General features: G+C 34.2%; 27 protein-coding genes and 1 other RNA gene. 24 read left to right on the top strand and 4 right to left on the bottom strand.

Annotated elements, in window-relative coordinates; all coding sequences use genetic code 11:
* Nucleotides 1-11 precede the first annotated feature (11 nt).
* From yajC to smpB, 6 genes are all read left to right on the top strand, one after another.
* Entirely contained in the window at nucleotides 12-317 is a 306-nt protein-coding gene (gene yajC / locus ILYOP_RS08405; protein WP_013388111.1) for a preprotein translocase subunit YajC, read from the top strand.
* Between the two features lie 151 nt (nucleotides 318-468).
* Nucleotides 469-1,395, top strand: a complete 927-nt coding sequence (locus tag ILYOP_RS08400) for an N-acetylmuramoyl-L-alanine amidase family protein (protein ID WP_245546501.1) — start codon at nucleotides 469-471, stop codon at nucleotides 1,393-1,395.
* A gap of 15 nt (nucleotides 1,396-1,410) precedes the next feature.
* Complete coding sequence (locus ILYOP_RS08395; protein WP_013388109.1) at nucleotides 1,411-1,989, top strand: GerMN domain-containing protein; 579 nt, start codon at nucleotides 1,411-1,413, stop codon at nucleotides 1,987-1,989.
* A 101-nt stretch (nucleotides 1,990-2,090) separates the two neighbouring features.
* Entirely contained in the window at nucleotides 2,091-2,657 is a 567-nt protein-coding gene (gene yqeK, locus ILYOP_RS08390) for a bis(5'-nucleosyl)-tetraphosphatase (symmetrical) YqeK (RefSeq protein ID WP_013388108.1), read from the top strand.
* Between the two features lie 3 nt (nucleotides 2,658-2,660).
* Complete coding sequence (rnr, locus tag ILYOP_RS08385) at nucleotides 2,661-4,793, top strand: ribonuclease R (RefSeq protein ID WP_013388107.1); 2,133 nt, start codon at nucleotides 2,661-2,663, stop codon at nucleotides 4,791-4,793.
* 31 nt (nucleotides 4,794-4,824) lie between these two features.
* Nucleotides 4,825-5,268: an SsrA-binding protein SmpB gene (gene smpB, locus ILYOP_RS08380; RefSeq protein ID WP_013388106.1), complete on the top strand. Its 444-nt coding sequence runs from the start codon at nucleotides 4,825-4,827 to the stop codon at nucleotides 5,266-5,268.
* Between the two features lie 65 nt (nucleotides 5,269-5,333).
* On the opposite strand, the gene ILYOP_RS08375 is transcribed toward smpB, so the two are convergent.
* Nucleotides 5,334-6,332, bottom strand: a complete 999-nt coding sequence (locus ILYOP_RS08375) for a PTS sugar transporter subunit IIC (RefSeq protein ID WP_013388105.1) — start codon at nucleotides 6,330-6,332, stop codon at nucleotides 5,334-5,336.
* Between the two features lie 318 nt (nucleotides 6,333-6,650).
* Here ILYOP_RS08375 and ILYOP_RS15195 point away from each other — a divergent pair, with 318 nt between their 5' ends.
* The 5 genes from ILYOP_RS15195 (at nucleotide 6,651) to ILYOP_RS08355 (ending at nucleotide 12,705) form a co-directional block, all read left to right on the top strand.
* The gene (locus ILYOP_RS15195) at nucleotides 6,651-7,058 is read left to right on the top strand and encodes a DUF2141 domain-containing protein (protein ID WP_013388104.1); all 408 of its coding nucleotides are present in this window, start codon (nucleotides 6,651-6,653) and stop codon (nucleotides 7,056-7,058) included.
* 93 nt (nucleotides 7,059-7,151) lie between these two features.
* Nucleotides 7,152-7,495, top strand: a transfer-messenger RNA (tmRNA) gene (gene ssrA / locus ILYOP_RS15515).
* Nucleotides 7,496-8,076: 581 nt separating this feature from the next.
* Nucleotides 8,077-9,756, top strand: coding sequence for a BCCT family transporter (locus ILYOP_RS08365; RefSeq protein WP_013388103.1), 1,680 nt, complete (start codon nucleotides 8,077-8,079; stop codon nucleotides 9,754-9,756).
* 193 nt (nucleotides 9,757-9,949) lie between these two features.
* A complete protein-coding gene (locus ILYOP_RS08360; RefSeq protein ID WP_049774860.1) occupies nucleotides 9,950-12,235 on the top strand; it encodes a type I restriction endonuclease subunit R in 2,286 nt (761 codons plus the stop codon).
* Between the two features lie 218 nt (nucleotides 12,236-12,453).
* The gene (locus ILYOP_RS08355) at nucleotides 12,454-12,705 is read left to right on the top strand and encodes a hypothetical protein (protein WP_013388102.1); all 252 of its coding nucleotides are present in this window, start codon (nucleotides 12,454-12,456) and stop codon (nucleotides 12,703-12,705) included.
* 87 nt (nucleotides 12,706-12,792) lie between these two features.
* Here ILYOP_RS08355 and ILYOP_RS08350 read toward each other — a convergent pair whose 3' ends face one another.
* Both ILYOP_RS08350 and ILYOP_RS08345 read right to left on the bottom strand, forming a co-directional pair.
* The gene (locus ILYOP_RS08350; protein ID WP_013388101.1) at nucleotides 12,793-13,590 is read right to left on the bottom strand and encodes a phage antirepressor KilAC domain-containing protein; all 798 of its coding nucleotides are present in this window, start codon (nucleotides 13,588-13,590) and stop codon (nucleotides 12,793-12,795) included.
* Entirely contained in the window at nucleotides 13,571-13,759 is a 189-nt protein-coding gene (locus ILYOP_RS08345) for a hypothetical protein (RefSeq protein ID WP_013388100.1), read from the bottom strand. Before ILYOP_RS08345 ends, ILYOP_RS08350 begins: the two co-directional genes overlap by 20 nt.
* 239 nt (nucleotides 13,760-13,998) lie before the next feature.
* Here ILYOP_RS08345 and ILYOP_RS08340 point away from each other — a divergent pair, with 239 nt between their 5' ends.
* The 4 genes from ILYOP_RS08340 to ILYOP_RS08325 are packed head-to-tail and all read left to right on the top strand — an operon-like array spanning nucleotide 13,999 to nucleotide 15,379.
* Complete coding sequence (locus ILYOP_RS08340; RefSeq protein ID WP_222838856.1) at nucleotides 13,999-14,505, top strand: DUF1643 domain-containing protein; 507 nt, start codon at nucleotides 13,999-14,001, stop codon at nucleotides 14,503-14,505.
* Between the two features lie 46 nt (nucleotides 14,506-14,551).
* Entirely contained in the window at nucleotides 14,552-14,824 is a 273-nt protein-coding gene (locus tag ILYOP_RS08335) for a hypothetical protein (RefSeq protein WP_013388098.1), read from the top strand.
* On the top strand, nucleotides 14,821-15,048 hold the full coding sequence (locus ILYOP_RS08330) for a hypothetical protein (protein ID WP_013388097.1): 228 nt from the start codon (nucleotides 14,821-14,823) through the stop codon (nucleotides 15,046-15,048). The genes ILYOP_RS08335 and ILYOP_RS08330 overlap by 4 nt, the downstream gene beginning before the upstream one ends.
* Nucleotide 15,049: 1 nt before the next feature.
* Nucleotides 15,050-15,379, top strand: coding sequence for a hypothetical protein (locus ILYOP_RS08325; RefSeq protein ID WP_013388096.1), 330 nt, complete (start codon nucleotides 15,050-15,052; stop codon nucleotides 15,377-15,379).
* Nucleotides 15,380-15,466: 87 nt separating this feature from the next.
* On the opposite strand, the gene ILYOP_RS15995 is transcribed toward ILYOP_RS08325, so the two are convergent.
* The gene (locus tag ILYOP_RS15995) at nucleotides 15,467-15,628 is read right to left on the bottom strand and encodes a hypothetical protein (protein WP_222838855.1); all 162 of its coding nucleotides are present in this window, start codon (nucleotides 15,626-15,628) and stop codon (nucleotides 15,467-15,469) included.
* Here ILYOP_RS15995 and ILYOP_RS16140 point away from each other — a divergent pair.
* The 9 genes from ILYOP_RS16140 to ILYOP_RS15820 all read left to right on the top strand — a co-directional run bounded on the left by ILYOP_RS16140 (nucleotide 15,627) and on the right by ILYOP_RS15820 (nucleotide 23,093).
* Complete coding sequence (locus ILYOP_RS16140; RefSeq protein WP_280985334.1) at nucleotides 15,627-15,761, top strand: hypothetical protein; 135 nt, start codon at nucleotides 15,627-15,629, stop codon at nucleotides 15,759-15,761. The two genes, ILYOP_RS15995 and ILYOP_RS16140, sit on opposite strands and share 2 nt — an antisense overlap.
* A gap of 122 nt (nucleotides 15,762-15,883) precedes the next feature.
* Nucleotides 15,884-16,156, top strand: a complete 273-nt coding sequence (locus tag ILYOP_RS08320; RefSeq protein ID WP_222838854.1) for a DUF960 domain-containing protein — start codon at nucleotides 15,884-15,886, stop codon at nucleotides 16,154-16,156.
* A 162-nt stretch (nucleotides 16,157-16,318) separates the two neighbouring features.
* A complete protein-coding gene (locus ILYOP_RS08315) occupies nucleotides 16,319-16,687 on the top strand; it encodes a hypothetical protein (RefSeq protein WP_013388094.1) in 369 nt (122 codons plus the stop codon).
* A gap of 279 nt (nucleotides 16,688-16,966) precedes the next feature.
* Nucleotides 16,967-17,983 (top strand): hypothetical protein, encoded by a 1,017-nt coding sequence (locus tag ILYOP_RS08310; protein WP_013388093.1) that lies wholly within the window; start codon nucleotides 16,967-16,969, stop codon nucleotides 17,981-17,983.
* Between the two features lie 166 nt (nucleotides 17,984-18,149).
* Nucleotides 18,150-20,480: a DEAD/DEAH box helicase gene (locus ILYOP_RS08305; RefSeq protein WP_041921031.1), complete on the top strand. Its 2,331-nt coding sequence runs from the start codon at nucleotides 18,150-18,152 to the stop codon at nucleotides 20,478-20,480.
* A gap of 58 nt (nucleotides 20,481-20,538) precedes the next feature.
* Nucleotides 20,539-20,808: a hypothetical protein gene (locus ILYOP_RS08300; RefSeq protein WP_013388091.1), complete on the top strand. Its 270-nt coding sequence runs from the start codon at nucleotides 20,539-20,541 to the stop codon at nucleotides 20,806-20,808.
* A gap of 138 nt (nucleotides 20,809-20,946) precedes the next feature.
* Nucleotides 20,947-21,090 (top strand): hypothetical protein, encoded by a 144-nt coding sequence (locus tag ILYOP_RS15825; protein ID WP_013388090.1) that lies wholly within the window; start codon nucleotides 20,947-20,949, stop codon nucleotides 21,088-21,090.
* Between the two features lie 63 nt (nucleotides 21,091-21,153).
* Nucleotides 21,154-22,803 carry a recombinase family protein gene (locus ILYOP_RS08295; RefSeq protein ID WP_013388089.1) on the top strand — a complete coding sequence of 550 codons (1,650 nt, stop codon included), beginning with the start codon at nucleotides 21,154-21,156 and terminating at the stop codon, nucleotides 22,801-22,803.
* 116 nt (nucleotides 22,804-22,919) lie between these two features.
* A complete protein-coding gene (locus tag ILYOP_RS15820) occupies nucleotides 22,920-23,093 on the top strand; it encodes a hypothetical protein (protein WP_013388088.1) in 174 nt (57 codons plus the stop codon).
* Nucleotides 23,094-23,159 lie beyond the last annotated feature (66 nt).

The following is a 23,159-nucleotide window of genomic DNA, read 5'->3' as shown; positions in this document are numbered from 1 at the left end:
GGAGGACAAGAATGTTAAATAATTTTATAACTTATGCTGCAGATGGAGCTAAACCTGCAAACTATACAGGTATGATTGTTACTGTTGTTGTATGGGCAGCTGTATTTTACTTTTTATTGATAAGACCAAACAAAAAGAAACAGAAACAGCATCAGGAAATGATGTCTTCACTTCATGCAGGAACTCAGATTATCACAGCTGGAGGAATCAAAGGTGAGGTAGTATCTGTAAATGATGAGTTTGTAGTTATAAGAGTAGATAAGGGTGTAAACCTTACTATGAAAAAGAGTTCAATAGCAAATGTTTACAGCAAATAAAACGACAATTTATAATTGTCGTTTTTTCTCTATTAAGGAGCGGATTATGAAGCGACATCTAGTTTTTTTATTGACAATATTGTTATATACATTATCATTTTCCCAACTTATTAACTTAAAAGGGATAAGGTTTAACGGTAATCCGCCTCAAATGGTTATAGATGTAGACGGGGCGATAAAACCTAGATTTTCTATAGATTACGATGAGGCCAGTCGACTTTTGTTTATAGAGCTCCCAGGTACAGAGGCAGGAGATAATTTTAAAAGCCGAGTGTTAAATGGTAATTATATAGAGAAAGTAAGTGTAGTAAAATACAGTAACTCCACTGGGGTTTTTGCATTTCTAAATAAAAATGTAAATTTTAAAACATCCTACAGAACAGATCCTGTAAGAGTTGTAATGGATTTTTCTGGAAAAGTGAACAAAAAAGAGTATACTATAGTAATCGATGCAGGGCACGGAGGAAAAGATCCCGGGGCAGTGGGATTCAATAAATATCATGAAAAAGATATTGTTTTTTCAGTGGCAAATTATCTCCGAAATGAACTTTTAAGAGATTTTAATGTGATAATGACCAGATCAACTGATAATTTCGTAAGTCTAGCTCAGCGGCCAAGAAAAGGAAATAATAGTAAGGGTGACATGTTTATAAGTATACATGCCAATGCCGATAAGAGCGGAAAAGGTTCAGGATTTGAGGCTTTTTATTTCTCTAAAAAATCATCACCTTATGCAGAAAGAGTAGCTTCATTTGAAAATAGTTTCGGAGCAAAATATGGAGAAGATTCTGGAGATATAGCTCAGATAATGGGTGAGCTGGCATATAAAAAAAATCAGGAAGAATCTATAAAACTGGGAGAAAATCTGGCAAGTACTTATTCTAAAAAGCTAAAAATGAAAAATCGTGGAGTTCATGGGGCAAATTTTGCTGTGCTGAGGGGATTTGATGGGCCTGGGGTACTTTTAGAGCTTGGATTTATAAGTAATAAATATGATGTATGGAAGCTGAAACAATCAAAATATCAGCGGTTGATGGCTAAAGATATAGCAGATAATATCAGAAAATATTTTTATTGATGAAAGGTGGAAGATTTGAATAAGAAAAATATAGCTCTTGGATTCTTGGGAGCAGTACTTCTAACCACAGGTATAGCATATTATCTTGTAGTTGGAAGATATTATAAGATCCCGCCTAAAGTAATATTTGAAAAACCACATCTTGAAAAAGAGCTCAAGAAGGAAAAGTTTACTCTGTATATTCCTGATGAGAACCTCGAAAAACTCCAATTAAAAGAGAAAGAGGTAGAACTAGATGATCAGTCTTATGATGAAATAGATATAATTTTTGAACTTCTAAAATCTGAGATGGATTATGAATTTATCTATAAGAGTAAATCAGGAGATAAATTAGAAGCCCCTTTTTTAGATGGGGGAGTAAAACTTCTAAATATCTACAGAGACGGAAATGATATTTATCTTAATTTCAATTATAAGTTTAAAGAGAATATGAAGACTTCCGGACAAGAATTATTGATAGTATATTCTATAGTAAACAGCATTACCCAGTCATCAGATTATAAAAGAGTAAAAATCCTTGTTAACAACAAAGAGATAGATAAGCTTAATTTTTATAGGCTGTCTAAGTTCTATGAAAAAAACCTTGAAATATAGGGTGGCCTAAAAAAGGTCACCCTTTAATTTTAAAGTATATTTCTTTTGAGATAGCTAGAGGTTGAGATGAAAATATTTTCAGCAGACTGGAGGAATAAAAGATGGACAAAATAAAAAGTGACATAAAGTCTATGCTCACACCTAAAAGATATAAACATATACTAGGAGTAGAAGAAGTGGCCATAGAGCTTGCAAGCAGATACGGTGCAAATATAGAGAAAGTGAGAAAGGCAGCCTTACTTCATGATTGCTCTAAACAGTTTACGATTACCAAGATGAGAGAACTTTGTGACTGTGACGAGACTTTAAAAAATTACGGACATTTGGGAGAGCTAATACACGGATTTGCAGGAAGTGTGTATGCAAAAATGAAATTTGGAATAACTGACCAGGAGATACTAGATGCTATAAGATATCATACAATAGGAAGGCGGGATATGTCTCTAGTAGAAAAGATAACCTACCTTGCTGATGCTATAGAACCGAATAGGGATTATGCTGACGTAGAGCATATAAGGCATCTGGCTTTTGAAAATATAGATATGGCAATACTTCACGAAGCAGACAGGAAAATAGAATATCTTATAAAAAGAGAGGCAGTGATTCATCCTAATACAGTGGATATGAGGAACTGGTTACTTGCAAAAGTAAAAAGAGGAGAGATTTAATATATGGATAAAGAGAAAGATTTGGAAAAATTAAAAGAACATATCAGGGGGAAGAAGGCACTGACTCTCAATGAGATATCAGGATTTTTAGGATGGTCTACAAAATATAAAAAACAGAATAGAGAGATACTAGAGGAGTGGATCGAAAGTGGTGACCTACTGAGAAATAAAAGAGGTAAATACAATGTCCCTGAGAACCTGGGATTTATAAAAGGTAATTTTACAGTGATAAAGGACAAGTTTGCCTTTGTAGATACTGAAACTGAGGGAATATTTATACCTAGATCGAAATTCAATTCAGCCCTTGACGGAGATATAGTTCTGATACGTGTAACGAAGGAAACAGACGGAGGAAAGAAAAAAGAGGGAGAAGTAGAAAAGGTAATAAAAAGATCAAAGGACAGAATAATCGGGATATTCGAAAAAAGTGAAAGCTTTGGATTTGTAAAGCCAACTCATTCTTTTGGAAAAGATATTTTCATACCTAAAAGGGGAATGAAAAATGCAAAAAACGGAGAACTGGTACTAGTGAGGGTAACTTTCTGGGGAGGAGAGGGCAAAAAACCAGAGGGAGAAGTAGAAGAGGTTTTAGGAGATCCCTATAATACCAATACAATGATAGAGGCACTTATAAAGAGGGAAGGGATGTCTGGAGAATTTCCTCCAGAGGTAATAAGAGAAGTAAGTAATGTAGAAGAAACCATAACAGAAGATGAAATTAAAAAAAGAAAAGATCTTAGAAATTTGCCGATAATAACAATAGACGGAGAAGATGCAAAGGATCTAGATGATGCAGTTTATGTGGAAAAACTTAAAAACGGGAATTACAGGCTGATAGTAAGTATAGCAGATGTATCTCATTATATCCAAGACGGAATCCTGTTGGATAAGGAGGCTCAAAAAAGAGGAAACTCGGTTTATCTGGTAGACAGAGTGCTTCCGATGTTTCCAAAGGAGATATCTAACGGTGTGTGTTCACTTAATCCTAGGGAAAATAAACTGACTTTTACATGTGAAATGGAGATAGATCCATCTGGAAAAGTTGTGGACAGTGAGACTTATAAATCAGTGATCAAAACTGCTCATAGAATGACCTATAGCGGTGTAAATAAAATATTAGACGGTGATGAAGAACTTACAAAAGAGTATGAGGACATAAAAGATATGCTCTTCACCATGCTTGAACTTTCTAAAATATTGAGAGATGTAAAATATCAAAGAGGAAGTATAGATTTTGACTTACCTGAAATAAAAGTGGTGCTAGACAGTGAGGGGAAAGTTGAAAGTCTCAAAAAACGTGAAAGAGGAGAGGCGGAAAAAATAATAGAAGACTTTATGATATCGGCAAATGAAGCTGTGGCTGAAAAATTATTCTGGTTGGAGATACCTTCTGTTTACAGAACTCATGACAAGCCTGATCCAGAAAGGATAAAAACTCTAAATGATACTCTGGCAAAATTCAACTACAGGATACACTCTTTTGAAGACCTACACCCAAAGAGATTTCAGTCAATTATAGAGGATTCTAAGGACAAAGATATAAGTATGATAGTTCATAAGTTCATTTTAATGTCTTTGAAACAGGCAAGATATACTGTAGATAATACCGGTCACTTTGGACTTGCATCAAATTATTACACACACTTTACCTCCCCTATACGTAGATACTCAGATTTACTTGTACACCGAATCCTCGGGACGACACTAAACGGATACCCCTCTAAGAAGCATATAGCCAAGTGGTCTAAGACTCTAGACAGTGTATGCCAGCATATCTCAAAAACTGAGAGAGATGCAATGAAGATAGAGGATGAAAGTGTAAAAATAAAAGTGGTGGAGTATATGATGGATAGGGTAGGAGAAGTATATGATGCTAGAATAGTAGGATTTAGCAATAAAAAGGTATTCTTTGAAACAGAGGAGTATGTAGAGTGTTTCTGGGATGTGGTATCTTCTGACGATTATTATGAATTTGATGAAGTTGATTATGTTATGAAGAACCGTGATAAGGGAGATGTAATGAACCTAGGAGATAAAATGAAGGTCTTGATCGCAAGGGCAGATCTCAATGAACTAGAGGTTGAAGTTGTCCCTTATACAAAGGAAATGGAAGACAATTTTAAGAGGTACAGATAAAATACTAGAATGATAAAAGGGAGTAATTGGGATGATTTTAGCCAAAAATAAAAAAGCATTTCATGAATTTTTTATAGATGAAAGGTATGAAGCAGGTATAGAATTAATCGGAAGTGAAGTAAAATCAATAAAAGCCGGAAAAGTAAGTATAAAAGAGGCTTTTGTGAGAATTATAAATAATGAAATTTTTATAATGGGTATGTCAGTAACCCCGTGGGCTTATGGAAGTGTATATAACCCAGATGAAAAAAGAGTGAGAAAACTTCTTCTTCATAAAAAGGAGATAAAAAAGCTTCATGAAAATGTAAGTCAAAAGGGATGTACCATAGTTCCTATATCTGTATATACTAAAAAAGGATTTGTAAAAGTACAAATAGCATTAGCCAGAGGTAAGAAAAACTACGATAAGAGAGAAAGTTTAGCAAAGAGAGATCAGCAAAGACAGATGGATAGGGAAATAAAAGAAAGATATTAGAATAAAATAATATTTAATCTGACAAAGAAGAATAGAAAATACCGGCTGAATTCAGCCGGTATTTTCTATATTTTCATATCTCCAAATTTTATTCTTCCTTTTTTTCTCATAGTCTCACTTATGGTAAAGGAAAGTATAGCCGGAAGGATAAAGTGAAGTATAGCAACCTTCACAAGGGCACTGCTTCCCATGGTTTCAAGGGTAGCTATCTGTCCAACTAGACCGGCGGTACCCATTCCGCCACCTATTTTATTGCCTTCCATTTTGAAAATCACAGTGGCTAAGGGTCCCAAAATTGCTGAGGATACTATCGCAGGAAGTGCTATCCAAGGGTTTTTGATTATATTTGATATCTGAAGCATAGATGTACCAAGACCCTGTGAAACAAGTCCGCTAACTTTATTTTCTCTGAAGCTAGAGACAGCGAATCCGATCATATGACACGAGCATCCTACTATTGATGCACCGGCAGCAAGTCCTGAAAGACCTAGGGATATGGAGATAGCTGCACTTGATATGGGAAGTGTGAGGATGATTCCCATTATAACAGATATAAGTATCCCCATTGGAACAGGATGAAGAGTTGTGAGATAATTTATGAATTCTCCCAGCATTTTCATAAAGTTACTGATGGTAGGAGATATAAAAGACCCTGCTAGTCCACCGGCAATTATTGTTGCAGCAGGAACAATGATTATGTTTAACTTGGTCTTGTCTTCTACAAGTCTAGACACTTCTACTCCTATAAGTGACGCCACTAAAGCTCCTACAGGCTCTCCGATGAATATGCCACCGTCCTTTATAGTACCTGCACCTATAGCTCCGCAGATAAGAGCAGAAAATATACCAAGAGGACTCTTAGTACGAGTATAGGCGACACCTGCACCTATGGCCGGTCCCATCATGTACTGGGCTATTTGACCATAGTGACTGAGAGATTCAAGTCCAGAGTATTTACCGATCTGCTTTAATATGAGACCTATAATAAGAGATGCAAAAAGTCCTAGGGCCATTCCGTTTAACACCTTTGTAATATAACTATTTCCAGGTTTTTTATTAGACATATTTTTTCTCCTTTAAATAAAATTAATTTTGATATAATTATTTTATTTTTGTAGATGTACACATATAGAGTAATATATTTTTCAAATAAATACAAATAAAAATTCCAGAAAAATAAGGGCTCATAGGTATTTGTACATAAAATTCACAATATGAAAAAAATGATTTTTGAAGTTAAAATAGATAAAATGCTGTGATGAGTGTGAATAAACAGAGAGTTAAAGTGAAAAAAATAACTAAATATTTTTTGGGATTTTCCTAATTTTTAGAGGAAGGAGAGTTGTTGTGAAGAAAAAATAGATAATAAACATGGAGGTAATATGAAATATATATTTATAATTATGATGTTGATGAACTTTAGAAGTTATTCCTCTACAGTAAGGGTGACTGGTATAGAGGAAAAAAAAGCTCCTGTGTATATGGCAGTATTTGAAACAGAAGACGGGTTTCCCTATGAGGTGGAAAGAGGAATTTTTGTCTGGAACGGTACTCCTGCAGAGGCTAAAAAAGGTGTTGTGACAAATCTTTCAGAAGGGAGGTATTCCATAGTTATATTTCAGGACAGTAATGGAAATGGAAAAATGGACAGATGGTTTTGGGGAAAGCCAAAAGAACCCTACGGAATTTCTAAAGCCATTAAAAAACCCAGAAGAAGACCTAAATTCCAGGATGGAGCTATGGATTTAGACGGCAATAGTGTAACTGAGATTAGGCTATGGAATCCTTGACATAAAGCAACCAACCTTATATTTAGAGGTATGTTGAAGAAATATATTAAATTGAAATAATGTATAAAAAATGCTATAATAGGGTATATGAATGGGAGTGCCAAGGTTTCGACAGGGTTATCAGGTTGTAGGTAGCAGGCCAGGTTGGTCGCTGTGAGAGGCCAAACATCGTTTAGATGAAAACAACAATTACGCTTTAGCTGCCTAACGCAGCTTGCTCCAGGTTTCCGAGGCCGTTTAGGAATCCTTACGGAGTATAACTAATATACGGCTTACCCGATACTGTGTCTCGATGTATAGGGGAAATTTAAGAGGCTGGCATTATCTGACCATGTCTGTGTGGGCCGATAATGTGAGATCAAATCGCAGACTAAGCTTGTAGAAGCTTATGATACTGGTGATCTTGGACACGGGTTCGATTCCCGTCACTTCCACCAAGGAATCCACGACTGCAAAGGTTTCTAGAGCCTTTGGGGTGTTGAAATAGAGAAAGGGTAAGAATTTTAAAATTCTTACTCTTTTTTGTATGATATATGATAGAAAAAATCATAAAAAAGAACTCTTTTAGCGGAAGTTATTAAAAAATTAGGAAGATTAATATTGAATTTACACTAAGCTTGAAAAATCCTCTAGTTGATAATCCAGAATAAGTTAAGGTCTGCAAATAATTTATGTATACCGTATTTAATTTAAATATTGGAAGGAAAATAAGTGAAATTAAAGAAGGAGATTTGTTTTTTCTTTTGAAAACTATTATAAGAAATAACAAAATCATAGAAAATAAAATATCATGGTATAGTACTCACTCTTCAACAAACAATATAAATTAGATAAAATTTGCACATGAAATAAATTTATAAGAAGTGAATGTAAATTTTATCGGACAGTATTTAAAGCTATATTTTTAAAGATTTTGGTGATCCTTTCTAAATTTTTATAAATCATTATATTTCCAAGATTGGCATGATTAAAACTTAATTTAAGCTAACAGAAATTTTGGATAAGAAGGAGGGAATATATGAAAAAATTAAAACACCCAAAGTTTGAAACAGATAAGTTTAAAGAGAAAACCAAACTGCTTCATGCAAGAAATATTAACAGATTTGGCTTTGATTTCCATCCTGAGGTTTCTATAATTTCAGGAGTATTTGTATTAATATTCATAGGATTGACACTGAAAGATCCTGTGGCAGTAAATGAAATACTTATAAATATCCAGAATAAAATCACTGACAACTTTAACTGGTTCTTCATATTAAGTACCAATTTGTTTTTAGTATTCCCTATATACCTAATGTTTAGTAAATTTGGAGAGATAACATTGGGGGGACCAGAGGCAAAGCCTGAATTTACTAACTTTGCATGGTATTCTATGCTAATAAGTGCCGGTATGGGAATTGGACTGATGTTTTGGAGTGTGGGAGAGCCGTTATATCATGCTAACAGTGCCCTTCCCATGACAGGAACGACCTCTACAGAGGAGGCTCTAGGAATTACATTCTACCACTGGGGATTTCATCCATGGGGTGTTTATTCCCTTATAGCCTTAGCCCTAGCTTTCTTTGCTTATAATAGGGGATTGCCACTGTCTCTTAGGTCAGTTTTTTATCCAATCCTTAAGGACAAGGTTTTTGGGTGGATAGGTGATATTATAGATATAACAGCGGTAATTTCTTGCCTATTCGGGTTGGCTACATCCCTCGGATTTGGTGCACAGCAAATAAATGCAGGACTGAACTATCTTTTTGGAGTGCCTCAAAACACCAAGATTCAGGTTGGGATAATAATTGTGATAACTTTTATTGCAACACTATCAGTTGTATCAGGGATAGGAAAAGGAGTAAGGATTCTCTCGGAATTAAATATGAGAATAGCAGCCATACTTCTACTGTTAATGCTTATTCTAGGTCCTACATTGTTTATATTAAGATCATTTAACAATGGAGTAGGATTTTATCTTAACAACTTTGTATCGATTAGTCTTTTCAGTGAAAATGGAAATGCCTGGCAGGGTTCCTGGACGATATTCTATTGGGCTTGGTGGATATCATGGTCTCCATTTGTGGGAATGTTCATAGCAAGGGTTTCCAAAGGAAGAAGCGTAAGAGAGTTTGTTACAGCTATTCTTATAGTGCCAACTATTCTAAGCTTTGTATGGATGTCAACATTTGGAGCTACTGCCATTTTTCAAGATGCAGCAATAGGAGGACAGTTATTAGAAGCTGTAAAACAAGATGTTTCCACAGCACTATTTGCGATGATACAGGGACTTGACATTCCTGGAGTTTTAAAGAATGTTTTATCTATTTTAGGAACGTTTTTAGTAATATCATTTTTTGTTACATCATCTGATTCAGGTTCTCTTGTAGTTGATAATCTTACATCTGGGGGTAAGTTGGATTCACCGGTTCCACAGAGAGTTTTCTGGGCAGTTATGGAGGGGACTATTGCAGTAGCTCTACTTATTGCAGGAGGAAGCAATGCTCTAAGTGCGCTTCAGACAGGAGTAATAATCTCTGGATTTCCATTTACAATTATCCTATTGATTATGATGTATAGTCTCCATGTTGGATTGAGAACTGATCTAAATAAGTTGAAAATATATAGAGAAGATAAATGGGCCATTAAATTTTTCAATGAAAAAATACACGGAGAATTTGAAAAAGATGAAAAAATAAAAGAAAGAATGAATAAATAGAGTCTTTCCCTAATTACGTGTAAATTAGATTCCTAGTCATTAACTGGTGCTCCTGATGGAGCACCTTTTAAATTAAATATTTATCCATTTTTTCAGGATAAATTACTACCAACATTCTAAGTATTTTTTCTCATCCCCTGATCTTTTGAGTCCATTTTTTTAACATGTTTTTAGAGGCCGGATAAAGAACCTTTTGAAGGGAGTCATCTGTTGGAAAGACAGCCTTCTAGATATACTGAAAAGATTCTACTACATACAAACTGAAGAAAAAAAAGATAACAAAGGTAAGATAAAGAAAAAACAAAGGGCTATTTTTCCAAGGTACCATCAACTGGATGTGGTAAGAAAGATAGAGAAAGATGTTCTTGAGAATGGTACAGGTCAGAAGTACCTCATACAACACAGTGCAGGAAGTGGAAAGACAAACTCTATTTCATGGCTAGCACACAGGCTGGCAGGGCTTCACAGTCAATCCAATGAGAACATCTTTGACAGCGTAATAGTAATAACTGACAGAAAGGTACTAGACAGACAGCTTCAGGATGCAATCTATCAGCTAGAGCACAAGAAAGGCGTTGTAGAAAAGATAGACGATACCAAAAGATCTGGTGATCTGGCACAGGCTATCAAAGACAGGGCAAAGATAATAATAACAACCATCCAAAAGTTCCCCTTTGCTCTAGAAAAGATAGATGAACTGGAAAAAGGTAGATATGCAGTAATAATAGATGAAGCTCATTCCAGTACAGCAGGAGAGAACATGTCTTCTCTGAAAGAAACTCTGAATGGGAAAACTTTGAAAGAATCAAAGGTAATAGAATCTGATGTTGAGGATGATGACGATAAGATAAATGAAATCCTTGAGAAAAGAACCAACACTGAGAATATCAGCTTCTTTGCATTCACTGCAACTCCTAAAAATAAGACACTTCAAATATTTGGAAGAATGGGATCAGACGGGAAACCTCATGAATTTCATCTGTACTCTATGAGACAGGCTATAGAAGAGGGGTTCATACTTGATGTGCTGAGGAACTATTCTACCTATGATGTCTACTACAAAGTTGGTAAGAAGATACAGGACAACCCTGAATTTGATAAGGGAAAGGCAAACAAAGCGGTCAATAGATTTGTATCTCTCAATGAGTACAACATTAGGCAAAAGATAGAGGTAATGGTTGAAGATTTCATGAACAATCGTTCCATGTGGCTGAAAGGCAAATCAAAGGGTATGGTAGTAACAGGAAGTCGTCTTCATGCGGTAAGATACAAACAGGCGATAGACGAATACATCAAGGAAAAGAAATACCCGATAAAATCCCTTGTAGCTTTCTCAGGAACAGTGAAAATTGATGATGAAGAATACAGTGAAGCAACTATGAACGGAATAAAAGAAACTGGTCTGACAGAGGTATTTGACAAGGATGACAACACAAAGTTCCTAATTGTAGCTGAAAAGTATCAGACAGGTTTCGATCAACCTAAGTTGTGTGCAATGTATGTAGATAAAAATCTAGACGGTGTAAAAGCTGTCCAAACGCTGTCGAGGCTCAACAGGACATACCCTGAAAAGGACAATACTTTCATTCTAGATTTCTTCAATGATACAGAGAAGATAACTGAATCCTTTGCACCGTATTTTCAGGCAACAAGTATAGAGGAAGTAACAGACCCAAATATAGTATTTGACATGTACTATCAGCTCAATGCAATACATGTGTACCTTCCTGAAGAGGTAGAAAAAGTGACAACGCTGTACCTCAAGGAGAAGAAGAGCAACAGAGATCAAGAGATCATGAACAATCTTGTGGACAAAGGTGTAGAGAGGTACTTAAAATTGTCAGAGGATGAGAAAGAAGAATACAAAACTCTTGCTGTGAAGTACACAAGGGCATACAACTTCCTCATACAGATCTATCCACTGAAAAATGTAAACTTGTACAAACTTCAAATCTACCTCATAGGATTGATAAAAAAACTACCTGTAGATCGAATAAGTTCAAAGCTAGAGCTTGATAAGATCCTGAGTCTTGACTACTACAAGCTGAAACAGATAGCAGGAGAAGGAAAGCAGGGAGCAAACATATCACTAATGGGTGATCAAATCGGAGAACCTCTGCCAGGATTCACAGCAGGGGGGGCATCTAGAAAGAAAGAAGAAGATTTGGAGCACCTTGATGATATCATAAACAAGATAAACAAAATTTTTGAAATGAACCTAACCGAAAATGACAGACTTCTATTTGACCAGGTGATAGAGGACTACAAGAATATAGAGGGCCTGAAAGATAAGGCAATGGTAAATTCCTATGAGGAATTCAAAGATAGTTTTGCTAAGAAGGACTTCATACGTGGTATTTTGAAAAGAAAATCAGCAAATGAGGACATCTTCAATAAAATCCTGAGTGAAAGTAGCTTCAAGTCTTTCATAATAGAGGAGATAGCAAGAAAGCTGTACAACGAATTCATATCGGGATGATAGATGGAACCCGAAAGTTGTATTCTAAAGAAAAAAGATGGTAAGTTTCGGGTACGAACTAGTAGTAGCACATAGGAAACCAATCCTATGTGCTTTTGGGGTGTATCCAGAATTTAATATGATCTTTTAGAAGCTAAAAAAGGAAAAATTGATATTTTTTGAACAATATTTGAAATAAAATTAAAAAAGATTTAGAAAACATTGAAGGGTGTATCTGTATGAACAAAAATAGTTTTATAGAAGCAAGAAGTTTAAAAGAAATATCAAAACACTCTCTAAGAATATTTTTTTGGAGTTTCCCATTGAGTTTTGTAGCCGTATCTCCTATTTACATGTTTCAGATAGATAATTTTGAAATTCTCGACCTATTAAAAATAAGCTCGACTGTGGGTATGAGAGCATCGTTGTTCTACATTGTTATAATCAGTATTGGGTGTCTTTTTAAATGGAAGATTAATAAATCAAAATAATCATGGAAGAAAGAATAAAAAAAAGATGGTAAGTTTCGGGAAGGAACTAGTAGTAGCACATAGGAAATCAATCCTATGTGCTTTTTTCTATTTCCTTAATACATCTTTCATCTTGTTCAGTAACCATACCTCACCTTTTCCAGTAAGCATAGGTTGATGGACTACTTTCCCCCTAATATTGTGAGTAATAACCTTGAAATACCCCATGCTAATATAATATTGATAAGGGATATTTTTCCTGTTAAGAATATGCAAAAATCTAAGTTCCTTAAATAGTTTCTTTTGACCTAATTCTAAAGTACTATATGTAGCTTTGGCAAAACCATTGATAGAGATACTAGTAGTATCCTCAATACTCTCAGCAAATGCAATAAGACCCTTAGATTCTCTGATAGCATTGATAGCTTGCAAATAAACAGTCGATCTGGAACTTTCAGGCAATTCATTCCACTTGATAAGCTGCTCAAATATGGCAGTAACTTTATCTTCCTTACTAGCACTACTTTCAACTTCAATCAAATATTGGATAACCTTCTTAGCAACATCAGAAGTTTGACCCAAGTGACAAGCGAATAGCATGATATGTTTTCGGTTAAAGAGGTTAATCTTGCTAATTCTTTTCGGTAATAAGCTACCGACAGATTTGTCGGTCACTTGCATCTTAATATCACTCTTGGATTTTTTGTAGTCACCATACATAAGAAAATCTCTTCTATTTCCTTCTAGTACTCTTTCAATAGTCCTTTCACTAACATCAAAGAAATCAGCAACCATTTCCTTTGTAGCACCTATTTCACCTATCATAGCAAGAGAGCCAACTTTAGAAATTATATCCATAGCCCTTTTTTCAGTAACACTATTCATACTATAAGTTTGTAGTTCCATGAGAATCACCTCCTAAGTTGGTATAGATAAGGTTTTCAACTATACACGACATAGTAAGTCTATGATCCCCTGAGTAATCCTTCAGTAATTTGTAAATAGATCTATCAACCATTAGGGTTAATTTGTATGGATGTGCGTCTCTCTTGAAGCTAACTAATTTTGTATTCATCTGAATACCTCCTTAATAACATTATTAATGTAATGTTATTAAGACTTGAGCAAATTCGAGTGTATTAAGGCTTGAAACCTAATACCCACGGATACGCTATGAAAAGTCAATTAAGATTGTATGAATACCCTGTTAACGTTGTTAGAAATCTGTAAATATTCCATTTTCGAAAATATATTATTTCCTTGATATAAAATTCAAAAATCAAGGAGGTAATAATGGCAGTAGAAAAAACAGTATTGAGAACGGAAGTACATTTTTCAGAAGATAGGAAACACCGATATCTATTGAGGAAGGAATGGGATAAGGCAAAACCCAGGGCATGTGTCCTGATGATCAATCCAAGTGATGCAGATGGTATAGTCATAGATATGACTACTCAACTGGTTGTAAATAATCTTTCTAAACTAGACTATGGCTCCGTAGACATATTGAATCTATATTCTATGATAGGTAGGCTATCTACTAGATCTGAAACAGAAGAAGCCAAGATAGAAAACTTGAAAGCGATAATGCAAAGTGTAGATAAAGCAACGCAAATAATCCTTGCATATGGTGCTATTGGTAAGAGTAATAAGACTGTAAAAGCAAGAATAGACGATTTGCTATCTAGCCTAGAGGCGTACAAGGATAAAGTCTACTATTTGACAGATATTGGAGGAGAGATATTGTATCATCCTCTAGTACCTTCAGTAAGGCTGAAATGGAATCTAGTACCGTATTTCAAAGAGAATAACAATAACTAAAGGCAATCCTACGGGGTTGCCTTTTTCTATTTCAAGGAGGGAAAAAATGGACGTGAAGAAATCGAAAGAGCTTGCAGAGAAAATATCAGGAGAAGAAGTAATATTTGAAGCCATAGAGGGAATATATCTTCAACCTGAGGAGATAGAGGAAGTCTTACACCAATTCTTGATAGACCAAGAAGAATATCTGACATATCTAAATCCAATAGGAGAAGACAAGGTTGTAGTTCATATTCTTGGGGAGGATGAGGAGGTACTTGTATCTTTTCTCATGCTTGAAGATGGAAGTATAGAAAAGATCTATAAGGAGGATAAATGAACCTAAGGGAATGGCATAAGGGGCTTGTATGGGAAGCAAAAGTACTGATGGATAAGCAATACTATACACATGATCAAGCAATGAATAAAGCTTGGGATATGAACTATAAAGGTATAGTAGCAGATGAAGAAGTAGAGGTATCTGAGCTAAGGGAACTCTACTGGAAAGATGGAGTTGAGCAACTAGAAAAATACACTGAGGAGATAATAGGGAGGTATAGATAGAATGGTAGAATTTGAGGAATTGGGATTCGAGGAGGAAATAGAGTTTGATGAAGCAGCAACTATTGACGAGGTAAAGGAGAAGCTGAAGATGGGCTACGGGGTGGTAGTGAGTGTAGATAGATGTAAAGGAATCTACTATTCAGAAAAATTCGCAAAGCTCTACTTGCTAGAGTGTCAGGAGGAAGAGGAAGACCTAACAACAGTGGAAAACTATGAATTGATGGGTATTGAAATAGAGATAGCGGAGGTAGATGAGCTAATAGCAGAGTATTTGAACATGTTGAAAAAGGAAGAAGATAGGAGAAAGAAATACGATGATTGGCTATCTTGAGAAAGTCGATCTCCAAAGAAAAAGGAGGAATGAAAGATGATATTATGGACACAAAGACCAAGAACACCACAAGAGATATTTTGGGATCTATTGAATAGATAGAAGGGAATATTCACTATAAGGAGGTGATACAATGTTTGGAACTGTACTTGTAGCTGTTGGTACTGCACTAACAGTAATAGGGAAATCTATAGATGATTGATAGGGGATAGTCAACAGACTATCTCTTTTTTCTTTTGCCATAGACATGATGACGTCGAAGTTGATAGAGGAGAGAATATTGGTTGATGAAATGAAAGAGATAATTGCAAATATTGGAGATATAGATCTAATTTCAAGGATACAGAAGAGTTCTAATCATGAAGATGAAAATATAATGTAGAACTAACGACTACAACGGGGTTGTTTGAGAAAACATTTTCAAAAACACAATATGTACATATATAAAAATAAAATATATCAAGATATAGTATAGGAGGGTAAATGTTTGAGAATAATAGGTACATGACACGAGGATTTCAACAAGAGATCCCACTAGAACTACAATTGACAATATTCCAGTTGATTGACGAATTGAATACAAAAGGGAATATGGACTATTTGCAGGTATTTCAGTTGGAAGCAGAGAATGAGTTCATCCAGAGACTTGAACATAGAAGTGAGTCACCTGAATACAAAAAGAAGTACAGGTTTGTATTCACAAGACCCGTAACAGCAATGGTATTCGTAATAGATGATGGAGATCATACTACTGCTATGTTGGCAGAGGAATATTGAATCTATCTAATAGGAAGGCTGAAATAGATATCAGAGAGCCAAATCTGCAAGTCGTGATAAGCTGTCATCTTAAATATGATAGAAAGGTAACGTTAAAAAATAGCATAGCCAGATAGACCTATATCGAGGTCAAGGGTGGCTACTCTAAAAAGGAGACTAAGAATGAATATTTTTGTGTCACTAGATCCAAAAGAGATACTAGATAAAATTGGAAAATTGGAAATAGAAAAGTATATTTCTAAGAATTGGGATATTGAAGATTTGGAAAATATGATATGGGAAAATCGTAATGTAGACGATCTTTGGAATTCTATAGAAAAAAGAGTGGAATCAATTGAAAAGTTTGTAGTGGAAAAAGTAACTACTACAGATCTACTAAGAGAGATTGAAGATGTGGACATAGTGTTCTACCTAAAAGATGAAACAGAGTATTTCGTTTCAGATGATACACTAGAATTGATGGATCAGGTAAATAATTCAGGCTGTATAGATGAAGTGATGGAGCTATTTTCGTTGAAATACAGTAGATAAAAAACCCGAAACTTGGGATATATAATCCTAAAACAAAATATCCTAAGTTTCGGGCATGATATTTTCTATCTAGTTTTGAAAAGGTAAAAACATATACCTAAAGGTATAATACCTTTTCAAAACTACCTATAAAAATCATAAAAATATCAGTATAAGATGATACCCGAAAGTAAGAATTGTAGATTCTAAAGAAAATAAATTCTAAGTTTTGGGTCTAGTATAACCTAGAGATGATATAATATGGATTATAAGTCAATATAGTAAATAGGAGGAAATGATTTGAGCAATACTGAATTCTCAAAAGAAAAACTTTTGAGAGAAATATTTGAAGATTTAGATTGTTGTGAGAAAGAGGAGGAAATTGACTCAATAGACGGAATAAAAATGGATACTTCGAGGTTTTCAGATGTGAAAGAACTTGTATACGCAACAGAAGACCTTGAATTTAATGAGCAACATATAAGAAAATTATCAAAGATTATAACAGATGGCGAAAGTGATGAACTAACAATAGGTCTAAATAAAATAGCTGACTATGTAATTGATCATTATTATCAGAGCTTAGCACCTTCAGAAAAAGACGAAGGAAGTATTACTTTTGCTGATTTCATAAAAAAAGGATATGGTGAGAATAAAAGCATTAATTTCATCAAAGAAAATTTAGCACAAGAAATTAAAATTACTGAAGAAGATAAAGAATATAAGAAGTATTATTACAAAATAGAAAAAAGACTTAATAAAATAAATGGTTTAACAGGAGTGGAAGGTTTATACTCCAAGAAAGAAGATTTCATTTTAAGTGAATACATAAAATGTGATTTTGAAGATGTAACAAATAAAAGCACTCCGATAGAGGAAATATATAAAGAGATATCTAAAAAATATCAAAATAATTACAGTCATAGGAAAATATCCAAAGCAGGGGAAGAGGATTTACGGTTTCTCTTGGAGGAAGTAGTTGACAATGCTGCATTAAAAAAAATTATAAGTGGAAAAAAAGTGAATGAGAAAAGTCTGTTGGAGCTGGAAGAGAAAACTAAAGAGTTTTTTAAAACGAAGAAAAACTTTAATGAAACTAGAGCTAATGCTGTTGTAAATCGGTATTTTGGGGATTATAGAAAGTTGACATCAAAAGAAGAAAAAATTAATAAGTATTTAAGTGAATTAATTGATTTAACAGAAGTTACCAACCTATTAATAGATTATACAATTGATAATTGGCCTTTAGGTAGGGAAGAAGAACTTAGAGAAAAGGAAAAATCTAGAAAAAAATTAGAAAACATAAAATCTTGTTAAAAGCAAGATTTTTTTTTGTCAAAAAGTTTCGGACGTTATTCTTTTTATAAGAGATGATACTATTTAATTGTTAACAGAAGTGGATCCACAAAATAATAGCAGGGAAATCAGATGATGGTTTCTTTGGACATTGAAAACTAAATATAAATTTTGTGGAGGTATAGTCATGGTTCATAAGTTTAAAAAATATCTTTCAGAGGATGAATCAACAAATGTGATTAAGAAGAGTATAAGCAATCATAGGAAGGTCATCGTAGAAGCTCCTACAGGGAGTGGGAAAACCTATACTTTTATTAAGATAGGTAAAGAAAGAAAAGGTAAAACTATCATTCTAGTACCAAATGTCTCCAATGTTATGCAAATTTCTAAAGAATATAAGATAGTAGGAATTCATGGAAGTGAAGTAACAGAGAACATTTGGGAAAAGGGAAATGTAATTGTAGCCACATATGATAAGGCAGTCAGCCTCTTAAAAGGCGATCTATCTGATTTATTGGTTGTGCTAGACGAGGCTCATAATTTGCAAGCACAGGCTAACTTTAGAAGTGACGCCATATTGGGAGTAAAAAAGCTTACAAAGAAAGCAAAAGAAGTTGTATATCTATCCGCAACAGTCAATCATTTACAACATGATCTTTACGGAGAAGTGGTTAGATTTAAGCAAGAAGAACCTAAAAATATCATAGGTTCATCTAAGATACTAATGTCGGGGAAAAATTCTAATAGAGCTGTCGCCTTAGATCTTATCAAGAAAAAGATTGACGAGGGAAAGAGGTGTCTTGTTAAGGTGAACAATAAAAGCACTCTTAGAAAAATGGAAGAGAGTCTTGAGGAGAATGAGGTTTCATCAACTATTTTAACTGCTGATAATAAAAATGAATCAGATGTCATGTTGAAGATAGTAAATGAAAATGAATTATCTGATAAATATAAAGTTATTTTATGTACCTCACTTTTAGACGCAGGTGTAAACCTAAAAGAAGTAGATGTCATCATAGATGTTGAAAATGGTGACCCTAATGCCATAAAGCAATTATCAGCAAGACCTCGAAAATCATTAAAAGAGCATTATGTAATTATAAATGGAGCTAAACCATTAAAAAAAGACGAAACAGCTAAGCCACCATATACATCAACACAAGTGGAAGAGGCAATTAAACGTAGAATGATGACGGCTAATAATATAATGAATGACATGAAAAATTGTATCAGAAGTGTAGGAGGGGAAACAAAGAAGTTTCTGATGTATAAGTTCAGTTTGATAGAGGATTCTCTTGATGAAGAATACTTTGTAAAAATGGATACGCAGAATAGTTTTTATGTAGATGTAGAGGCTATAAGAAATTCAGAGTATGAAAAGTACTATAAAAGTCTTCAAAGTAATCCAGAGCTATTGAAGAAAGAGCTGGAAGCTTATGAGCTGTCTCCGATAATTGAAGAATATTCAATGAAAGTTGAAGGGAATTTTATGTTTTCTAAAGGTGGGGAAGAGTCTACTGATAAAGAGATAGAACTTCTTTCAGAACACTTAAAAAAGTTACAAGGAATGGAATATCAAAAGCAAGCCCTAAAATGCTATTTAAATAAAGATCCAGAAAAGTACTATGATAACAATAAGTTCTGGAAAAATCTGAGGGTGCCTTTCGATGTTTTTAAGACTTTTGGAATGTATATAGCTTTGGGATTCAATTATAAATTAGCATATGAACTTATGCTGAAAACCTTTACTAGTAAGCCAAAGAGGAGGAAAATAAAAAACTATATTCAGGCATACGTCTATTCAGGTTTAAAAGATGACCCTAGTATAGAAAAGAGAAATAAAGGCTATAAGGCTTTTGAAATTCTCTATAATCTGTATGCAAGTGAAGAAAATAAGGTGATTACTAAAGAAGACGAAGATAAATCCTTAGACGAGTATAGTAAACTCCTAGGAAAAAAATATACAAGAAATGCCTTAACAACGAGGGGGAAAGAGTTAGTTATTCTTAGCGATAAATCCAGTAAAAAGGATGGAAAGACTACTCATTCAAAGGTAAATAAAGGTTTACGTACAGCTAAAAGCATACTAGGAGAATTTAAATTAGATGAGCCAGAGTATGTTGAAGAGTTTCAAAAGCTTTTAGATCAAAAAATTGAGTTAAAGCTTACTGAATTATATATAGATAAAATTGATGAAGCCTCAAGACCCGAAAGAATGATTGGAAATATTTTCGAAAAAGCTTATGAAGTGAAATTTTCAACACAGTTTTATTTATATGAGGTAACTCTAGAAAAGGAAGGTAAACAATATCCAATAGCATCTCCTTATTTTGAGGCGGAAAAGTTTATAAGTGACGTTGAGAAAGTTACAGGGACGAAGATAGATGTGAGTAATGATAAAAGCTCAGAAATCCACGATATAGTAGAGATAGTGCAAAAAGAAGATCAAATAAAAGAAAATAATACTCAAATACAAGATCGATATCTAGAAGTAGATGAAACACCCATTTTTGACTAGATTACAGCGGGGGTCAATTTATGGCTCCCTAAATAAAAAAATAATAGGAGGATATTAAATGATAAATATTAAAAAAATGATGAATGTTAGAATGCAAGGTAGTAATTGGATTTTTGCTGTAAAAGGGAAACTTCAAAACCTTATAGAGGATTTTGATGATGAAACTTTTTATGCATATATAGATGGGACTTATTATTCTATTCCTTTAAAACATAGAGTTTTGGTCGAAAAACTAAGTGGAACATTTGTTGAGGCAGAAATACTTATGAACAGGATTGGCTATATGGAAGTAAAAAAATTAAGCCAGGTTTCAAATCAAGGACTATGAGAGTCAGCCGTTAGGACGACCAAAATATATCGAAAATACTTAGGATTATGGGACAACGACCAACTGGAAGCGTTTATAAATAAAAAATAAGTATATATCATAATTATGATATCAAAAATTTTAATGGGGGGATAGGTAATGATATTATCAATAGGAAGAGAAAGACTATATAAAAGGAACTATGAGAGAGAGGGAATGCAGGAAGCCACAGGGAGTAGTAGTGGTGGATGTATTCACGATAGTCTTTCAAGAGTAGTTGCTCAAATGATATCTAAAGGCTAACAAATAACATAAATAGGGGATGGGCTAGAAGCTTATCCCCTGAAAAAAGAAAGTAGCATAAAAATGAACCAGAAAACAAAAGCGGTTATCTATGCAAGATTTAGCTCAGAAAATCAGAGAGATGAAAGTATAGATGCCCAAATTCGAGCAATACAAGAGTATGCAAAAAGAAATAACATTGAGATAATAGAAATTTATACAGATAGAGCAAGGAGTGCAACTTCGGACAAGAGACCTGATTTTCAGAGAATGGTCAAAGACAGTGAAAAAGAGAATTTTGACATGGTAATTGTTCATAAGCTTGATCGTTTTTCAAGAGATAAATACGACTCGGTATACTATAAGAAGAGACTTCTTAAAAATGGTGTTAAAGTCGTTAGTGTGACAGAGCAACTTGATGACAGCCCAGAGTCAGTGATCCTTGAAAGTGTACTAGAGGGCATGGCAGACTATTATTCCAAAAACCTCGCTAGAGAAGCAATGAAAGGTATGAAAGAAACAGCATATAAGTGCCAGCATACAGGAGGGACGCCACCTTTGGGTTATGATGTAGATAAGGAAACTAGAAAATATATCATTAACCCAAACGAAGCTGAAGCAGTAAAGTTGATCTTTGAAAAATATCTACAGGGGCATACTGTAATGAGTATAGTCAATGAGCTTAATGATAGGGGATATAGGACTAAAAAGGGTGTGTTGTTTGGGACAAACAGCATAAGGAGCATAATCAAAAATGAAAAATATTGTGGTACATTTGTATTTAATAAATCAGCTTCTAAAGATGCCTTTGGAAGAAGAAATGGAAGTAAGACCAAGGATGATAAGGACATCATCAGGATTAAAGGAGGGGTACCAGCTATCGTTACAGAAGATGATTATAATAGGGCCCAATCCTTGATGGAATCTAAAAGGAACGGAAGAGGAGGAAGACAAAAAGCTAAGGAAATTTATTTGCTGTCAGGTATTATAAAATGTAAATGTGGGCATGCAATGTATGGTAACAGAAGAAAACCTAAGGGGAAACCTTTATACGTGAGCTACAGATGCGGAGCAAGGCATAAAAAAGGAGTAAATAGCGATTGCAAAACGCCAGAAATTCGCAAAGAGTATATAGAGGATTATGTCCTAACAGAACTTGAGAATTTCTTAGTGAACGACGAAGTAGCCTCTAGCATTGTAGAGAATGTTAATAAGTATGTGGATCAAGAGAATAATGTTTACAGAGAGAAACTGAGCTATATAAAGAAGGAAGTAACTACCATAGATGGCCAGATTGGAAATATTATAAAGGCTGTCATGGATGGTTTCTCTTCTGAAGAATTGAAAACAAAGTTGGATGAGCTTAAAAAAGAAAAAGGAAGATTGGAGATAGAAAAAATTAAATATTCCAAAGAAGTAACAGCCCCAGAAATAGACGTAAAGACAGTTAGAGAGAAGCTTAATCATTTAAGGGAATATGTTAAGACAAGGAATTTGCCAGAATGTAGAAAGCTTATCAAGGACTTTGTCAAAGAGGTAATAGTATATGAAGACCATGTTGAGGTAAAACTCAACATGGTTTCTTTTGTTTTTGAAGGTTTGGATGAAGGAGACAAAATCAAGAAGAAAAGAGAAGATTTGTATGTAAAAAATAGCCAGGCTTGTTATCATAGATTTTTGAGAGAAAAGGGATATGAATATAGTAGGGAGGTAAGTAATTACGGAAAGGGCTAAAGAAATTTGTGTATTTAAATTAGATAAGATATAATTAAAATATACTTTATTTTGAAAGAAATAAAGATTGTTATTCTACGGAAAACGAATAAATTAAAATAAGCATGGGAGAAAGAATGAAAATAGATTTTGAAAAAATAGAAAATCTAAAAAAAGAATTAGACAAATATAGGCCTTTCAATGAGGACTTAGCAAAAATGTTAAGAGAAGATTTGAAAGTTAGGTTTACATATAATTCTAATGCAATTGAAGGAAATACCCTTACGATATATGAAACAAAAGTAATATAGGAAGATGGCATAACAGTGGGAGGAAAAAGTTTACGAGAACACTTAGAAGAATTTAATCCTAAAGAG

The sequence above is a fragment of the Ilyobacter polytropus DSM 2926 genome (assembly GCF_000165505.1).
Classification (GTDB): domain Bacteria; phylum Fusobacteriota; class Fusobacteriia; order Fusobacteriales; family Fusobacteriaceae; genus Ilyobacter; species Ilyobacter polytropus.
The sequence above is the reverse complement of the archived record's forward strand: the minus strand, read 5'-3'. Positions and strand labels throughout refer to the sequence as shown.

Coding starts and splice junctions, on each gene's coding strand:
- yajC (WP_013388111.1), top strand. CDS start 12: ATGTTAAATAATTTTATAACTTATGCTGCAGATGGAGCTAAACCTGCA.
- ILYOP_RS08400 (WP_245546501.1), top strand. CDS start 469: ATGGTTATAGATGTAGACGGGGCGATAAAACCTAGATTTTCTATAGAT.
- yqeK (WP_013388108.1), top strand. CDS start 2,091: ATGGACAAAATAAAAAGTGACATAAAGTCTATGCTCACACCTAAAAGA.
- rnr (WP_013388107.1), top strand. CDS start 2,661: ATGGATAAAGAGAAAGATTTGGAAAAATTAAAAGAACATATCAGGGGG.
- smpB (WP_013388106.1), top strand. CDS start 4,825: ATGATTTTAGCCAAAAATAAAAAAGCATTTCATGAATTTTTTATAGAT.
- ILYOP_RS08375 (WP_013388105.1), bottom strand. CDS start 6,332: ATGTCTAATAAAAAACCTGGAAATAGTTATATTACAAAGGTGTTAAAC.
- ILYOP_RS15195 (WP_013388104.1), top strand. CDS start 6,651: ATGAAATATATATTTATAATTATGATGTTGATGAACTTTAGAAGTTAT.
- ILYOP_RS08365 (WP_013388103.1), top strand. CDS start 8,077: ATGAAAAAATTAAAACACCCAAAGTTTGAAACAGATAAGTTTAAAGAG.
- ILYOP_RS08355 (WP_013388102.1), top strand. CDS start 12,454: ATGAACAAAAATAGTTTTATAGAAGCAAGAAGTTTAAAAGAAATATCA.
- ILYOP_RS08350 (WP_013388101.1), bottom strand. CDS start 13,590: ATGGAACTACAAACTTATAGTATGAATAGTGTTACTGAAAAAAGGGCT.
- ILYOP_RS08345 (WP_013388100.1), bottom strand. CDS start 13,759: ATGAATACAAAATTAGTTAGCTTCAAGAGAGACGCACATCCATACAAA.
- ILYOP_RS08335 (WP_013388098.1), top strand. CDS start 14,552: ATGGACGTGAAGAAATCGAAAGAGCTTGCAGAGAAAATATCAGGAGAA.
- ILYOP_RS08330 (WP_013388097.1), top strand. CDS start 14,821: ATGAACCTAAGGGAATGGCATAAGGGGCTTGTATGGGAAGCAAAAGTA.
- ILYOP_RS08325 (WP_013388096.1), top strand. CDS start 15,050: ATGGTAGAATTTGAGGAATTGGGATTCGAGGAGGAAATAGAGTTTGAT.
- ILYOP_RS16140 (WP_280985334.1), top strand. CDS start 15,627: ATGATGACGTCGAAGTTGATAGAGGAGAGAATATTGGTTGATGAAATG.
- ILYOP_RS15995 (WP_222838855.1), bottom strand. CDS start 15,628: ATGTCTATGGCAAAAGAAAAAAGAGATAGTCTGTTGACTATCCCCTAT.
- ILYOP_RS08320 (WP_222838854.1), top strand. CDS start 15,884: ATGACACGAGGATTTCAACAAGAGATCCCACTAGAACTACAATTGACA.
- ILYOP_RS08315 (WP_013388094.1), top strand. CDS start 16,319: ATGAATATTTTTGTGTCACTAGATCCAAAAGAGATACTAGATAAAATT.
- ILYOP_RS08305 (WP_041921031.1), top strand. CDS start 18,150: ATGGTTCATAAGTTTAAAAAATATCTTTCAGAGGATGAATCAACAAAT.
- ILYOP_RS08300 (WP_013388091.1), top strand. CDS start 20,539: ATGATAAATATTAAAAAAATGATGAATGTTAGAATGCAAGGTAGTAAT.
- ILYOP_RS15825 (WP_013388090.1), top strand. CDS start 20,947: ATGATATTATCAATAGGAAGAGAAAGACTATATAAAAGGAACTATGAG.
- ILYOP_RS08295 (WP_013388089.1), top strand. CDS start 21,154: ATGAACCAGAAAACAAAAGCGGTTATCTATGCAAGATTTAGCTCAGAA.
- ILYOP_RS15820 (WP_013388088.1), top strand. CDS start 22,920: ATGAAAATAGATTTTGAAAAAATAGAAAATCTAAAAAAAGAATTAGAC.